13 protein-coding genes are annotated in these 14558 nt (G+C 53.6%); 5 read left to right on the forward strand and 8 right to left on the reverse strand.

Translation table 11 applies throughout. From position 1 onward, the window contains the following. The first annotated feature begins 50 nt into the window (after positions 1–50). The 3 genes from PseuLF5_RS02065 (at position 51) to PseuLF5_RS02075 (ending at position 4856) form a co-directional block, all read left to right on the forward strand. Positions 51–668 carry a response regulator transcription factor gene (locus tag PseuLF5_RS02065; RefSeq protein ID WP_340132807.1) on the forward strand — a complete coding sequence of 206 codons (618 nt, stop codon included), beginning with the start codon at positions 51–53 and terminating at the stop codon, positions 666–668. Positions 669–696: 28 nt separating this feature from the next. Then, positions 697–3885 (forward strand): ATP-binding protein, encoded by a 3189-nt coding sequence (locus PseuLF5_RS02070; protein WP_340132808.1) that lies wholly within the window; start codon positions 697–699, stop codon positions 3883–3885. 122 nt (positions 3886–4007) lie between these two features. After that, entirely contained in the window at positions 4008–4856 is an 849-nt protein-coding gene (locus PseuLF5_RS02075) for an EAL domain-containing protein (RefSeq protein ID WP_340132809.1), read from the forward strand. 51 nt (positions 4857–4907) lie between these two features. Here the strand turns inward: PseuLF5_RS02075 and PseuLF5_RS02080 are convergent, their stop codons facing one another. The 6 genes from PseuLF5_RS02080 to PseuLF5_RS02100 all read right to left on the reverse strand — a co-directional run bounded on the left by PseuLF5_RS02080 (position 4908) and on the right by PseuLF5_RS02100 (position 10547). Beyond that, positions 4908–5897, reverse strand: a complete 990-nt coding sequence (locus PseuLF5_RS02080; protein WP_340132810.1) for a fimbrial protein — start codon at positions 5895–5897, stop codon at positions 4908–4910. Further along, positions 5894–8335 carry a fimbria/pilus outer membrane usher protein gene (locus PseuLF5_RS02085; RefSeq protein ID WP_445262410.1) on the reverse strand — a complete coding sequence of 814 codons (2442 nt, stop codon included), beginning with the start codon at positions 8333–8335 and terminating at the stop codon, positions 5894–5896. Before PseuLF5_RS02085 ends, PseuLF5_RS02080 begins: the two co-directional genes overlap by 4 nt. A 199-nt stretch (positions 8336–8534) precedes the next feature. Then, positions 8535–9254 (reverse strand): fimbrial biogenesis chaperone, encoded by a 720-nt coding sequence (locus PseuLF5_RS02090; RefSeq protein WP_128615861.1) that lies wholly within the window; start codon positions 9252–9254, stop codon positions 8535–8537. 54 nt (positions 9255–9308) lie between these two features. Then, the gene (locus PseuLF5_RS02095; protein ID WP_128615862.1) at positions 9309–9899 is read right to left on the reverse strand and encodes a fimbrial protein; all 591 of its coding nucleotides are present in this window, start codon (positions 9897–9899) and stop codon (positions 9309–9311) included. Between the two features lie 191 nt (positions 9900–10090). Then, on the reverse strand, positions 10091–10330 hold the full coding sequence (locus tag PseuLF5_RS28105; RefSeq protein ID WP_429540860.1) for a cation:dicarboxylate symporter family transporter: 240 nt from the start codon (positions 10328–10330) through the stop codon (positions 10091–10093). Further along, positions 10221–10547, reverse strand: a complete 327-nt coding sequence (locus tag PseuLF5_RS02100; protein WP_340132812.1) for a cation:dicarboxylate symporter family transporter — start codon at positions 10545–10547, stop codon at positions 10221–10223. The genes PseuLF5_RS28105 and PseuLF5_RS02100 overlap by 110 nt, the downstream gene beginning before the upstream one ends. A gap of 67 nt (positions 10548–10614) precedes the next feature. Here PseuLF5_RS02100 and PseuLF5_RS02105 point away from each other — a divergent pair, with 67 nt between their 5' ends. Next, positions 10615–11286, forward strand: a complete 672-nt coding sequence (locus tag PseuLF5_RS02105; protein ID WP_340132813.1) for a LysR substrate-binding domain-containing protein — start codon at positions 10615–10617, stop codon at positions 11284–11286. 184 nt (positions 11287–11470) lie between these two features. Continuing rightward, positions 11471–12226 (forward strand): bestrophin-like domain, encoded by a 756-nt coding sequence (locus PseuLF5_RS02110; protein WP_128615863.1) that lies wholly within the window; start codon positions 11471–11473, stop codon positions 12224–12226. Between the two features lie 286 nt (positions 12227–12512). Here PseuLF5_RS02110 and PseuLF5_RS02115 read toward each other — a convergent pair whose 3' ends face one another. Together PseuLF5_RS02115 and PseuLF5_RS02120 are read right to left on the reverse strand one after the other, a co-directional pair. After that, positions 12513–12998: a hypothetical protein gene (locus PseuLF5_RS02115; protein ID WP_222832794.1), complete on the reverse strand. Its 486-nt coding sequence runs from the start codon at positions 12996–12998 to the stop codon at positions 12513–12515. A gap of 283 nt (positions 12999–13281) precedes the next feature. Then, complete coding sequence (locus PseuLF5_RS02120) at positions 13282–14487, reverse strand: MFS transporter (RefSeq protein ID WP_340132814.1); 1206 nt, start codon at positions 14485–14487, stop codon at positions 13282–13284. Positions 14488–14558: the final 71 nt, after the last annotated feature.

Here is a 14558-nt window from a genome sequence, read left to right on the forward strand (position 1 = left end):
GAAGCCGTTCCTCGCTAGAATCGCAACAAGAAACTGACATTGGTGAATCCATGAGTAAAAAAGTCCTGATCGTTGATGATCACCCTCTTATTTGTCATGCCATTCGCCAGGCGCTTGCTCCCATCGGCTTTGAGTCTGCGGGGGAAACGGCTGATGGTGCTGACGCAGTACGGATGATTGAGTCGTTGAAACCAGACATTGTCATTCTGGACATCGGGCTAGAGAAACTTGATGGCCTGACCGTACTTAAACGAATTAGAAGGGATAAGCTTGATACTCGGGTACTTGTGTATACCTCTCAGGCGAAGGAAAACTACGCGTCGAGGTGCCTGCAAGCCGGTGCCAGTGGTTTTGTCAGCAAAAACGAGCCTATAGGCAAACTGGTCAAAGCTGTTGAGACAATCGCTGATGGCTACATTTTTTTCCCAAAAGATGCGATGCCACTGCTTGGCAATGTCGAGACAACGGGGGATATCGGAGATCTAACCGATAGGGAATTGCAGATCTTCAAATTGCTCGCCGAGGGCGTTACCAATAGTGATATTGCTAGTCGTCTCAGTTTGAGCAACAAGACTGTGAGCGGTCACAAGATCAATATTCAGAGCAAGCTCGGTGTGACCTCGGTGATCGAGTTGGCTGACATAGCGCGTCGTCACAACTTTATCTGATTGCCTTGCCGTGAAATCAAGCCTGCGTATGCTCAATTCAGTTTCGGTCGTCCTGCTCCTGCTCAGCTTCTGGAGTAGCCTGTCGCATGCCCAGGATCTGCAGCCCGTCGCCCGCCAGACTTTCAGTGAGTTGAAGATCACGCTTTCCGAGTCCGAACGACAGTGGCTGTCGCAGAAAAAACTGCTGGTGGTCGGCGTATCTGAAGAACCGTTGCCGCCTTATCGCATTTTTGCAGAAAATCAGCAGTTCGAAGGGCTGATGGCCGATTACCTGGTGGCACTGCAGCGAGAGTTGGGGGTGCCCATTCACCTACGCGCCTTTGCAACGCGGGACGCCATGTATGGAGCGTTGCGCAACGGCAGCATCGACATGGTCAACAATGTCAGCCGGTTGATGGCGAAAAATCAACGAATGAGTCTTAGCGCCCCTTACATCTTGACGGAGTTGGCGCTGTTCTCTGAGGCCGGTGATTTGCGTGAATACAGTACCACTGATGGGCAGACGCGAATTGCTGTCTCCAACCCGATGGTGCTGGAACTGTTTGAAAAAATAGGCGGTCGTGGACGGTTTCAGCATTATCCGTCTGAGTTTCAGGCGATGGCATCGGTGCTGACAGGAGAAAACGATGTTTTTCTTGGGGATACGCTTGCTACCCATTACCTGTCTAGCCAGTTATTCAGCAGCCAGTTGGTGATCAACCAAAGCGCGAGGTTGCCCGATATTGAGGTGGGATTTGGCCTCAACCCGGACAACAGTCTATTGAAGGGGATGCTTGATCGTGCACTGGGAGGGCTTACCCGGTGCAAGATTATCGATGCCCAGCACTTTTGGGGCGATATTGAAGATTGTAATCCCAGCGAATTTAGCAATCGGCTGACAGCCGCAGAACGGGAATGGCTGGACAAATCCACTACTGTGCGATTGGCGGTTAGCGAAGACCTCGCGCCCTACGCCTTTTTCAACAGTCGCGGACGCTTTAATGGCATTGCCTCGGACGTCCTCGATATCATCCGGCGTAAGGCCGGGATTCGCTTCGAGATCCAACGCGTCAGCTCAATCAGCGAGGCCAATGATTTGCTCAGGCATGGGGACGTAACTCTGAGCATCCTGCCGGAACCTCCACCGCCTTCATTGCCCTATCTGCATACCCGTCCGCTGACGTCTGCGCCCTATCTGTTCTTGCAACATCAGGATGCAACAACGTACGAGCCGGATGCGCAAACCCATGCAGTCGTCGCAGTTGCGAAAGGATACGTTGCACCCCGACTACTCGGCAGTGAGTATCCGAATCTGGTTTTCAAACAGACTGAGACCATGGGCGAAGCCTTCAAGCTGGTTCGTGAGGGGGGCGCCGATATGGTATTGGCACCAGCCAATGTGGCGCGTTATTACCTTTCTTACAAATACGAAAGCAGCCTGAAGGTTGGCGGCGTCTTCACAGGATCCGATATCCGGATCGTGTTCGCTGCACCGCAGGATCAGGCGCTCTTCATCTCGATTCTCGACAAGGCAATGCTGGATATTTCGCCGCGCAAGTATCTGGAGATCATTGGCCGGTGGCGAGCCAACTCGGCGACTGACGACAGATACTGGGAGGGCATCGCGGCTTACGTTCGCCACTCTTTTGAGGTTCTGGGAGTGCTGCTTCTCGTCGCAGGATTGTTCATAGTGGCTCAACGCCGTCGCATTCGGCGCAAGCGTATTGACCTGCAGCAACGACAATTACTGCTGGACGAATTGCAGGTTGCCAAGGACTCGGCAGATAGGGCCAGTCGTGCAAAAACCGTGTTTCTGGCGACGATGAGCCATGAAATTCGTACACCGCTTAATGCGGTCATCGGCATGCTGGAATTGGTGCTGACACGCAAAAGCGATGCCGAGCTCAACGACCAGTCGCTGCACATTGCCTATGAGTCGGCGATCGGTCTGCTGGCGTTGATTGGCGATATTCTTGATATTTCACGCATAGAATCGGGCAAGTTGGTCCTGACCCCAGAGCCAACGAGCATGAAGCCACTGCTGGAGTCCGTGGGCAATGTTTTTTCCGGACTCGCACGACAGAAGCATCTGCGCCTGACCCTGGACATCGACGCGCTGGCGGCGGAGCAGGTGTGGGTAGACGCGGTGAAGATTAAGCAGATTGTTTCCAACCTGTTGAGCAACGCGATTAAGTTCACCCAGACCGGTGGCGTCGACCTACGTTGTAAGGTGCAACCAAACGGTCCTTCCACACTGAGTTTCTACATCAGTGTCAGCGATAGCGGTGCAGGAATACCTGCGGTCCATCTGGATCAGGTGTTCAAGCCATTTTATCTGGCGGAGAGTGCAGTCAGTGACGCCAACTCCGGCGCGGGCCTCGGGTTAGCGATCAGCCAGGCTCTCTGCCAACTGATGCAAAGCGCTTTGCAAGTGGAAAGCGAAATGGGTAAAGGCACCACGATGAGTTTTTCACTCGAGCTTGAGCGGGTGATCGTTGATGCGTCGGCATTGCCCGGTTCTAGCGAGGCTGCTGTACGTGAAGCGGATGAGTTGCTTACCGTTCTGATCGTCGAGGACCACTTGCCCAGTCAGTACTTGCTGGTTCAGCAGATCGGCTATCTGGGCCATCGCCCGCTGACCGCGAGCAACGGTCTGGAGGGGCTGGCAGTCTGGAGCGAGCACGACATCGATATCGTCATCACCGATTGCAACATGCCGGAAATGGGCGGCGTCGAATTGGCTCGTGCAATCCGTCGGCTGGAACTGAGCAGGGGGTTGAAACCCTGCCGCATCATTGGTCTTACAGCTGATGCGCAGCCTGGCGTGCAGCGTGCCTGTGAGGAGGCAGGAATGGATCGCGTATTGGCCAAACCGACGAATCTGGCCGTACTCAATCAAATTATCCCCAAATTTGGACACAGTCAGGCACCGACGAGCGAGCGGCCATCGTGGAAGAGCGACATCCGCGCGAGGATGGCTGAGCAAGTCAGTCTGAGTAACCAGAGTGAAAGCGATGCCTTGCGTCACGCTTTGGATGCGGGCGACTTGCTGGCAATAACATGTATTGCCCACAAGCTTAAGGGTACGGCTTATCTACTTAATGACCAGATGCTGTTGGAGCTTTGCACAGAGATGGAGGAGCATGCTGCGCAAGGGCTTGGCGAAGACTTACAAGAGGCAGGGCGAGCTCTGATCAAGTGCCTGGATAGCATCAGCAAGACGCTTCAAACAACGTAAGGTACTTAGTCGTATCGCGGATGTGTTCGAGACTTTTCTTGGTCTGATTTCAGATTCGCCTTAAAGGGTGCATTCGATCATTCACATACCCTTTGCGGATGATTTGAACCAGGTTTTTACCCATGCACACTGCACCTGATTTACAAAGCGCCGCCAGCGGCGGACGGCTCCAGAGTGCGCCGCCGAAAGCACATATGCTCGATGTCCTGGCGATCCGAAGAGGATTGCAGCAGGGTGAGTTCCAGGCGTACGTTCAACCAAAATTTGATCTGAGCAGTAATGCTGTTGATTCCCTGGAGGTTCTCGCTCGCTGGCAGCATCCAGAATTGGGACTGCTGACACCGGCAGCGTTCATCCCGACTATGACCCACGAACATTTGCTTGATGATTTGCTGTGCGAACTTCTTGATCAAGGCTTGGCCGGTCAAATTCAGTTGCATGACGAAGGGCGATATTTAGGCGTTGCGTTTAATCTCAGCCTGCTGCAATTGGCCAAGGCAGAGTTGGTCAACCGTCTTATGTCACGCCTGAGAGAACATCCTTTGCCGCTATCGTCGGTAACGTTTGAGATCACGGAGGACGGTCCTGCGGTCGCCAGTGATGTATGTGTGCAGCACGTCCTCCGCCTTCGGCAGCTCGGCGTGCAGCTGTCGCTCGATGATTACGGGACGGGGCATTCCTCGCTCTTTCGCCTGTGCCAACTGCCGTTTGATGAAATCAAGCTGGCCGGCGAATTCACTCGGCAACTCATCCAATCCACGCAGCATCGCAGTATTGCGCGTGCAACTGTTCTATTGGCTGGAGAATTGGGAATGCGCCTGGTGGTGGAAGGCATCGAAACGGAAGAGCAGCGACGCTGTCTTGTACGGAAGGGGGTGAAGATTGGTCAGGGCTATCTCTGCGCACGCCCAATGTCAATTGATGCGTTGAGGCAACGGTTTGCACGCCATAACAATGGCTTCGCCGCGTGATAAACGCCTTAGGCCGGGCGTCAAGCGCCCTGCCTTGAAATAGTCTAAGGATCAGTTGTAATCCAGGATGTAGTTCAGAGCGGCATCTGCTCTTCCAGGCGTAATCTTGGCACTGCCTTTGCGAGCATATTTCGCATTGAAATCGAACGTGTAACGCTCCCCATCTTCTTCGGTATTTACCCACTGCATGGTTAACCCGCCCCACTTGTTAAAGGGAAGCTTGACGCCCGAAGGAGTGGTGAGTGCCACGCCGACGCCTTCTGCGCCGCCTGGGGTCAAATTGAGCATGCCGGGTCCTTCGTTACTGCCTTCGAAATAAATTCGCACTGGCAACTTCGATCCGGGAAGAAGACCGGTGCACAGCACGCTCAGTCCGACAGGGCGAGGTGTTTGTTGTTCGAGAAGAGCGATCGCGACTTTGCCCAGTGGAATGTCTTGGCGCTTTTCACCTGTGCATCCCGAAAAGTAGTTACTGGAAGTGAGCTCTATTGACCCGGTGATATTTGCCTCCGCTGCTTCCCAATCTTCAACCTTGGCAATCATTTTGATGTTCACATTAAGCGTGCCAGTCTTTACGTCTCGGGCGGTGCGTATCAGCTCCATGGTCAAGGGTTCTGGTAGGTAGCGGGCGTTTTTAACAGCATTGATGTAGCTCACCTCAAATGGCAAAGCTCTATTCAAAAAACCATCTACGAACCGGAGTCCGACCCCGGGAATATTCGTACGATAAACGTCGTCGTATCCATCTTCCAAAGGGGCATCCATTCTAAAGCTATACGTAATTGTCGGTATTTTGACTGGGCATCTGAACAAGTTGACTCTGCCGGTTACTGCTCTCAAAGAGAAAGTTTGATAGGCCATTCGCCCACCAATTGGCGCCAGATTCAGCGTCTTGGTGGCTGCAGGTATCAGCGGGATATACCTCTTTGTCTTGTCTTGCGGCTGTGGATCCCACCAGCACTGAGCGGAATTATCGGCAAAAGCCGCACTGCTCACGACCATGGTAAAAATGGCCGTAACTACACGAGATGCATACTTCAACTTTTTACTCCTTTATCAGCCTGCACACCGCAGGTGAGATTGATCTGGTCGTACGTCAAAGCACTGTCCCGGGGTGGCAAGCGATAGGGCGCAAAGCAAATGCCTTCGGCCCACTTCACTTTCAATTGGCCTTCGTTCTTGATGCCGAATACAAGTGCGCGGGACGTATTGTCGACAACGGCCAGTAATTTGCCGCCTTCGTCCTCAACCTGGGCGCCGAAGGGGAGTTTTCTGCCGTTGTTCAGCGTCAGATCCACCTGTACACGTCGACCGGAGGAAGCCTCGAAATGCGCCTTGACTACGGCTCCCCGGCGCGGCACAACTCGGGTGGAGGTATCAAGCACCTCGACATCGGTTCCCAGTGTTTGGGTATCGAGACCAATTTCGTTGTAACGGTAGGGCTGCACGTAACTCTCGATGGCGTATCCGGCGCTATCCGTACGCGCGGTTGCACCGTTTGCGCTGACACCTTTGATTCCCGGCACCTCCACCAAGGCGAAGGTTTCACCGACCGGTTGGCCGAGCGTGACACCACCGCTATGAGCAACCACAGACCCCGCAGCGGAAAAGTCCAGATGCCGAGTCGTACCCGAGACCGCGTAGTTACCAGCGAGCTTGGCTGTCGGCCCGTCCCAACCCAAACCGGCACTGCCCGAATGCTCACTGCCGAACGTGCCCGCCTGAGCGGAGTACGAGAGCTTTCCGGCATCGTCGAGATAGCCTGAAACCCCGGTCTGCAGGCTGTCGCCTTCTTTACCCGAGCGGGTGAAGTTGCTGTACATGCGCTGTGAACGAGAGCCAGAGCCAAATGGAATGCTCACCGCGAATGCAAGCTGATTATCCGACTCCCGCGAGCGGCCGCCATCTTGCGTATGTGAAGCGGTAATGCTGTAACTCACATCACCAACGTTACCGCTGTAGCCCAATTGCAGACGGCGCATGCTGCCCGCGCGATTCCAGTAGTTGGTCTCGCCCGCACTGACGAACACTGAACCGCGGCCGATATTCTGGTTGATGTTCAAGTCAAGTCGGCTCTTGGGGCGGCTGCTAATGAAATTCTGTTGGTCGGCGTCGCTCGACTCCTGAATGTGTTCGCTGAGCGTGCGATAACCCGAGGTGGAATAGCGGTAGCCGACCATGGTGAAAGTTGTATTGGTGCTGTTGAGTGTTTTGGAATACAGAAAGCGCGCACTCTGACCGGTATTGGCCTCGCCATGATCCGGGTGCGACTGGCTGTTGGTGATATCCAGTGACATGCCACCCAAACCGGTGTTGAGGCCCAGGCCGATATTGAACGCTTTGTAACCGTCAGCGCTGAGTACACCGCCGTACGTTGTCAGGTTGTCGGTTGCGCCATAGACCGCCGTGCCCTGCATCAAATTCGGCGATTTCATGCCTTCACTGTCGTATTTGCCCATTGACAGGCTGTATTGGAAAGTCCCTTGTCGCACCATCACAGGCAGATAGGAATAAGCCTGGGTGTATTTGCGCTCACGTCCATCGGACTCGATGATCGTGACCTCAAGGTCGCCGTTGGAGCCACCGGGGTATATATCGCGAATTTCGAACGCGCCAGGCGAAACAGTGGTTGAGTAAATGACGTAGCCGTTCTGGCGCACCTCAACGGTGGCATGGGTCTCGGCGATGCCGCGCACAACTGGCGCATAACCCGACTCATTGTCGGGCAACATGCCGATGTCCGAGCCGAGTTGAAGCCCGCGAAAGCGACTGCTGTCAAAAATATCGCCATTGGTATACAGCTGGCCGAGCGCGAAGCGGCCCTTTATTGAGGTGACGTCATGTTCCAGATAGGTGCGGTTGCTGGAAAATTTGCGTGCAGTGCCGGTGCTTTGGCTCAGCGATGAGTCGTTGCGCAACCGCCATTGGCCAATATTGAAGCCGCTTCGTAAGCCCAAATACCCGTAGTCGCTTTCAAAACCGCCACCAGTGTTGCGGTTGAAGTTCATTTGATAGTTGGTGAACGCAGCTGTAATACCTTCATCCCATAGCGAAGGGTCGACGTATCCACGGGATCGGCGTTTTATGTAAGCCTGTGGCACGCTTATGTTTAGCGAGAGCTTGGAAACATCCATCTCCACCACGGCGCCTTCGATACGCAGTAAGTTGACGGGTTCATCGTCGGTACTATCCTTGAAAACGATGCCTTCTTTCTGAAGACGCTCGATATCCACTCCCATTTCGCGAAGCAGTCCAATCTTCAGAATCGGGCGTGCATCTGCTTTTGGCGTATCTTCGTCAGCCACAAAAGAAATGTCTTCGCGCCGCTCCAGGCGCTGGTTCAGATAAATATCAACGCTGTAATCGCCTGGCACAACGCCGTTGGACTGTTCAAAGAAACGCAGATCGACTTTCGCCCCCTTGTCTTTGAGGAACATCGGGTTGAACTGTGTAGCCGATGCGGTCGAGGCACCCAGCATGCTTGCTGCGGCCAAGTACGAGAGATACTTGCCCGACCTTTTTTTGGCGCGCGTCTTTCGAGACTTCCTGTGGTGTTTTTTGATTTTCATGGAATGAGGTCGAAATTCCGTCAAAACGCTACTTCCTGTGCACGAAGAGTCCTGGGGAAGAACCCCATGAAGTACGCGGTGAAATAAAAGTTGGAGCGGGGGAACAGCGTTAGAACTTGATTGAGACTTTATGCTCGATCAGTGCGCCGTAGTCATTGATGGACTCCCAGACGATTTGAGCATCGCCCCCGACAGAGGCGGGTAGTCCTTTTATGGACATTTTCTGAGCGTCGCGCGGGCTAATCATTTCAGGCTCCACGACGTATTCTTTATCGCCTGCAATAACTATGACTTTGGCGAATGACACGTGAAAGGCGGAGTCGTTGGTTGCCAGCAGTACAGCCTTGCCTGCGTTTCTCAGGATGTTCCACTTCAGTGTATTGGCGGACTCTTCAGGCTTGCCCGGTAGACCGTTTGGTCGGTAGAACAACTTTAAACGTTGGCGAAAGGCAACTTGCAGACTGTTCTCCGAACTACTGACCTGAGGGATTTCTTGTACGCTCACCCAAAACACCGATTCGCGATCTTCCGGTAGCCCTTTGCCTTGATAGAAAATACGCAGTGTTTGTTGTTTACGATGACTCAGACGCGCCAAGGATGGGGTAATTGCAAAAGGGATATCGCGATCCGCTTGTTCTGAACCTGCCTCAATCCATGACTGGATCATTATGTCGTCGGTGCCCTCATTACGAACTTGAAGAGAGGCTTCATGATCCGAGGCCGGGAAAATAACCCGGGTGCCTCCAACCTGAATGCCTGCGTGAGAAACGCCGGATATCATCAACAGCATTAAGAAAAGACATAGTCGAAAAAAGTTACCGGTATTCATCAGCGACTCGCAGAAAAGCGAGGGGGTTTTTAGACCCCCTCTTTTGGGAACGAATTACTCGTAGGTCAAAGTGAATGGCAGTGTGCCGTTCGCAGTACCTGGTTTGAGTTCGGCACCGTTAGCTACGTAAGAGGCGCGCATACGCAGGTTGGCGGAGTACTTGGCGTCGGCACCGTCGCCTTCTACGACCAGCGGAGCAGAGTAAGTCTCGTTACCAGACATGTTGATGAGGTGGTTGCTGTCATCGAACATGCCGATGCCCACGCCCTCGGCGCTACCGCTGATTTTCAGCAAGTTGTTGTTTTTTGCATCCACGCCGGACCCCGACATTGGGTCGAAGCCAAACTTGACGGTAGTAAGGCCGGCAGCGGTGTTGCCGCAGTCCAGGTTGAGGTTGATGGCGGTGCCGGCGGCGATGTTGCCTTCGCCCGCGCCATTGATGGCGTCCATGCTGACCTTGCCCAGATTTACATCAACGATTTGTTTGCCAGGACCGCCACCTACGGTGGATCCTGCACCCGCCGACGCGACGCAAGAAGCAGCGACAATTTCACCGGTAAAATTGATGGTGCCATCAGCTGCCATGGCAGTGCTGGTGACAGCGCACGCAGCCGAAGCGAGCATCAGAAATTTAATTGCTTTCATGGAGATAAAACTTCCTTGCAGTGTTGGATCAGGCAAATAGCGCCTTATTTAGCGCAAGGAAATTCTAGAAATCAGGGCAGTAGATTAGAACAAGAAGGTTCTTGTAAGCGGGCAAGGTATTTCCGGAAATTGTGGCCACTGTTTGCTTTTTTTAGTCATTTTTAATTAAGCGTTATGACTTATTGAGAGGCTCAGCTGAGTAGGTTCAAGCAGTGTCTGCTTTCATCACGCTGTGGCATCAGGGAGAACGGTGTGTCGGTGGCCTGGGCGATGAAGCCGATAGCAATCGCCATGTAGATCGCAGTGCCGTCGAGGTTGAAGCTATAGCCTGCGGGGAGGAATGAGGCCGAGCAGGTAGTTGACCATGGACACGCTGCCGGCGGCGGAGGTGGCCTTGATCGCTTCGCTGGACTCGTTGAGGCTGGTGGCATGCAGGCCCACGCCGGGCTCCACCACGTTGACCAGAATGAACCCGATCAACATCGCGACCGTGCTGACGACTTCAAAATAGATCAACGATTTCACGCCGAGCCGGCCGAGTTTGCGCATGTCCTGAACATGGGGCAGACCATGCACAAGGGTGACGAAGACGATTGGCGCCAGCATCATTTTCAGCAGGGCAATGAAAGCCTGTCCGAGGGGTTTCATCATTCGTCATGGCAGGGGCGTAGAACTGACCACGGCAGGTGCGCGCCTATTGGAGCGGGCGGACGTTATGCTGCGCTACATGGAAGAAACCGCCGACCACGTGCGCAACAGTGCATTCGAGGAGCGAGGGCACTTGGCTGTTGGCTTGCCCCCTGCGATCGGTACCATCGTCGGGCCGCAGTTGATTCGTCGTTTTCACGAGCGCTGGCCGAAGGCTTCATTGCATGTATCGGAAGACTTGAGCACGTCACTGCAGGAATGCTTGCTGGACGGCCGCATTCAGGTGGCCGTGGTTCACAACCAGCTTTTGCTGGAGGCATTTGATGTGCGGGCGATTTTCAGCGAACGAATGGTACTGGTCGGTCCGCCGGGCGAAGCGTCGAAATCGGTGCGCATACTCGGGTTAGCGGATTTTCCGTTGATCCTCCCAGGATTGCCCCACAGCAATCGACGCCTGATTGAACAGGTCGCCGCACAAAATGGCTTTCAATTGAATGTCGTGTTCGATGTGGACAGCGTCAACTTGACCAAGCGCACGGTGGCTGAGGGCATGGGCTATTCGATTCTGGCGCATGCCGCGGTTCAGGAGGAAATTGCCAGGGGAATTTTGGTAGGCCATGCGATTGAACGACCGGGGATTCGCTCCACGGTCTCGTTGGCCACGCTCAAGGACCGGAGAAATAGCCGACTGGCGCTGAGCTGGGAAAAATTCTGTTGGAGACACTGGAGGAACTTGTGACGGTAGGTGCATGGAGGGACGCCACACTGTGGCTGCGGCAGGAAGGTGTGTCCTAGGCCGTGCGGGAAGAAGGTTGCTGGCCGCTGGTAGTCGATTTTTGGTTCGGGCCTGTCGAGCAGAATTCCGAGAGAGCCCAACGGTCTATCCTTCAAGACTTGACTCCAATCGATCAGGGCGCTGATGTATGAACTCTTTCTGGATCGCACTGGCCATTTTTGGGTGCCTCGTTTCTGCCTCGCTTCTCATGATGCAGTGGTACCCCAAGCTGGCATCCCACCACAGGGATGACGACACTAACTCCGTAATTCGTCTGGTAGCCAACATTTTTGTGGTTATGACATCGCTGGTCTTTGGCTTGATGATTAATTCTGCCAAAAACACTTTCGAGTCCATTGACGCAAACTTCCATGGGTATGCAACCAGCATGATCATTTTTGATCGGACACTGCGGGGCTATGGCGATGCGGCAAAAGACACGCGAACCCGCCTGATCACCTATCTTGAGCGCGCTATCGAGACTCCGTATCGGGGAGACGAGGCGCTGCAGCATCGTAACAGCGAGGCGGCTAAATACCTGGATGATATAGGCAAGTCTTTGGCTCTTATAAAGCCCCCGGACCGCTACCATGAAACGATGCTGCAGGATATTCGTCAGCAATATCATTCGCTCATCGAGCAACGCTGGAGGATCGTCGAGCAGTCTGAGGGAGCGATTCCTGGCCCGCTCATTGGGATGCTTGTTGCTTGGTTGACGCTCATTTTCGCCAGTTTTGGATACCGCGCTCCCCGTAATTCGATGGTGACAGGAATGTTCATCATCTCGTCATTGCTCATTGCGGCTTCCGTTTACCTTGTTTTGGACATGGATGTGCCATTTCATGGTCCTATCCAGATATCCGACGAGCCCCTGCGCAGGGCGCTCGCAGTAATGCAACTCTAGGGGCGCGAAACGCGCTGGCGTTCTGAGTCGTGGCCTCGAGGCGGACCACTTATTTGCGGAAACGAAGTTGGCCGGTATTTGGCGTTCTGGGTAGGCTCATGATCGCCCTAGACTTCAAGCTGCAATCGAGAGACTGCGCTTGACGGAAAGTGACTTTCATCTGAAGTGAGATTTGCAGCCAACCTGATCAGCCGTAACAGGCAGGACACGATCGATCAGAAGCGGACGCTCCCGAGTATTGACTTTATCAGCGGAGATTCAGAGCTGGGGTTGAGTTGAGGCCAAGCTAATCCCCAAGCTCGAATTGCTGAAACCCTACACGCCTGACGTAAACCCAAAAGTCATGACTTGGCTCATACTGCTCCATGCAAACCCTGTGAACCTGGCCCAGCTCATCTTCGTCGATCAGGATACGATCCCAATCGAAGTCAGGGTTCGTGGAAATGGCGTAACTAGGGTAAGGTTTGTCGAGATCGAAGTGGATCGAGTAAACGAAAAACGGAGATTCCCCCGGCATGTAGGTTTCGTACAACCGCATCAGTTCGGGCATCTGTGCTTTACAGTGCTGTTCGGCGAACTTCAGTACTTGGGGTAAATCATCCCACGCGGCGTTGACCGCGCGTTGCGCGGCGGCGACCCTGGCGCGAGGTGGCTCGTCATTGCGATGTTGGACGTAAATCAATCGGCTGCCGAATTGGTATTCGCATTGCCAGACACCCGATGGAGCACGCCAGTGGCCAAGCATGGATTCGGTCAGTAAATTGATGCCCATATGGGTGCCACACATATTAAAAGGTGTTCAGGGTACCCTCTCAAATACCGACCTGGGAAGGCTGTAGGCATTTGGGCTATTTGCCCGAAACCCATGGGGATCCCACCGGCAGCAATGGGACGAAAGCAGCTTCTTGTAAAGGGCAGCTTTTGGCCGAAAGCAATCGATCGTGAGCGTCAGCTTTTGGCCGGTTTCAGCCTGTCGCGACAGATCAAAATCGAACCAAAAGCGGATATTTTTAAGGTGATTTTTGATTCCTAATCGTCTTTCTCATTTCTGCCCTTCAATCAGGATTCATATCCGTTGTAGCGCTCAAATTGGAAGCTCCTAGGAAGTAAAACATTCCACCTGCAACAATGAAGAGCGCAAGCATGTAGAAGATGTAGTGGGGAGGCTGAGTCGCCAATACGATTCCGCAAAGCACCGGCCCCAGCGCCGCGCCGAGGTTGGACAGGTTTTGTGCTCCGTAATACATGCCGCGCAGGTTGTCCGGAGCGATTTTGTCGATGAACATGTACTCGGTGGGGAATACGATGATCTCGCCGACCGTAAAAATGGCTATGGAAATGACCCAGAGCAGGATAGAGGTCGACAGGGCAAAACCCGCCAACCCCATCATGAACATACTCAGTCCCGCGATCAGCCACAGATTCAGATGCCTGTGAGAGATCTTCCTGCCTATGGAGTATTGCAAACTGATCACCATCAGCGCATTGGTCGCCACAACGGTACTGATGATCTGGTAGGTGGATTCTGGTGTAGTAGTGACCACCAGATACTGGGAGAGATAAGCGGTGAACTGGCCAAAAACCACCGCGCTAAGCAGCCCACCAAGGGTGAAACACACCAACCGATAATCTTGGAGTAACAGTTTTCCCACGGCCAGAAACGGTACTGGTTTCTGAGCTGAATCGGTGGCGTTCAGGTCTCTATTGCCCCAAACAAAATAGATGAAAAAGAATCCTGCTCCAAGCCCGGCTGATAACAGGAATGGCAAGCTGAGATCCAGTTTGGCCATGCCAGCGCCAAGAAACGGGCCGACGGCATACCCGATGTTGGTCAGCGTATATTTGATCGAGAAAACTTCGCTGCGATCAGTGACGGGAAGCAGGCTGCCAAATCCTGATTTAATCGCGATATCAATGACCGCATAAGCCAGGTTGATCAGTACCAGGCAGCTGTAGAACAGCCAAAGTTCGCGAGCCAGAAACGTCCCTAGAAACCCCAGCGTGAACACGCCACTGAAGGCCAGGATCAGCCGGTAACTGGACATCTTGTCGACCAGAAAACCACCGTAAAGACTCAATAACGACCCAATTATCAGTGTGCTGCCTATAACCAGGCCGATATCGGCGACGCTTAAGCTGAAACTGCCGGAAAGGTAAATGACCAGATAGGGCAGGGTAATTGCCCGCGCCAAGGTCAATATCAGGGACGCCGACAGCAGCAAATTTATTGTTGTCGGATAGTTTTTTAGCGTGGCCAGCATCCTTGCCTCATCGTTCAGCAGGTTGTTTTGATAGCGTTTGTCAGTCGCAAAGTGTTGATTGATGCGCGAAT

This window comes from Pseudomonas sp. LF-5 (genome assembly GCF_037626295.1).
GTDB lineage: Bacteria > Pseudomonadota > Gammaproteobacteria > Pseudomonadales > Pseudomonadaceae > Aquipseudomonas > Aquipseudomonas monsensis.

What these genes read in the sequence shown, in the direction of transcription:
- PseuLF5_RS02065 (WP_340132807.1), top strand. Translation starts at nt 51, where the DNA reads ATGAGTAAAAAAGTCCTGATCGTTGATGATCACCCTCTTATTTGTCAT.
- PseuLF5_RS02070 (WP_340132808.1), top strand. Translation starts at nt 697, where the DNA reads ATGCTCAATTCAGTTTCGGTCGTCCTGCTCCTGCTCAGCTTCTGGAGT.
- PseuLF5_RS02075 (WP_340132809.1), top strand. Translation starts at nt 4,008, where the DNA reads ATGCACACTGCACCTGATTTACAAAGCGCCGCCAGCGGCGGACGGCTC.
- PseuLF5_RS02085 (WP_445262410.1), bottom strand. Translation starts at nt 8,335, where the DNA reads ATGCTGGGTGCCTCGACCGCATCGGCTACACAGTTCAACCCGATGTTC.
- PseuLF5_RS02090 (WP_128615861.1), bottom strand. Translation starts at nt 9,254, where the DNA reads ATGAATACCGGTAACTTTTTTCGACTATGTCTTTTCTTAATGCTGTTG.
- PseuLF5_RS02095 (WP_128615862.1), bottom strand. Translation starts at nt 9,899, where the DNA reads ATGAAAGCAATTAAATTTCTGATGCTCGCTTCGGCTGCGTGCGCTGTC.
- PseuLF5_RS28105 (WP_429540860.1), bottom strand. Translation starts at nt 10,330, where the DNA reads ATGCCACCAGCCTCAACGAGTCCAGCGAAGCGATCAAGGCCACCTCCG.
- PseuLF5_RS02100 (WP_340132812.1), bottom strand. Translation starts at nt 10,547, where the DNA reads ATGAAACCCCTCGGACAGGCTTTCATTGCCCTGCTGAAAATGATGCTG.
- PseuLF5_RS02105 (WP_340132813.1), top strand. Translation starts at nt 10,615, where the DNA reads ATGCTGCGCTACATGGAAGAAACCGCCGACCACGTGCGCAACAGTGCA.
- PseuLF5_RS02110 (WP_128615863.1), top strand. Translation starts at nt 11,471, where the DNA reads ATGAACTCTTTCTGGATCGCACTGGCCATTTTTGGGTGCCTCGTTTCT.
- PseuLF5_RS02115 (WP_222832794.1), bottom strand. Translation starts at nt 12,998, where the DNA reads ATGGGCATCAATTTACTGACCGAATCCATGCTTGGCCACTGGCGTGCT.
- PseuLF5_RS02120 (WP_340132814.1), bottom strand. Translation starts at nt 14,487, where the DNA reads ATGCTGGCCACGCTAAAAAACTATCCGACAACAATAAATTTGCTGCTG.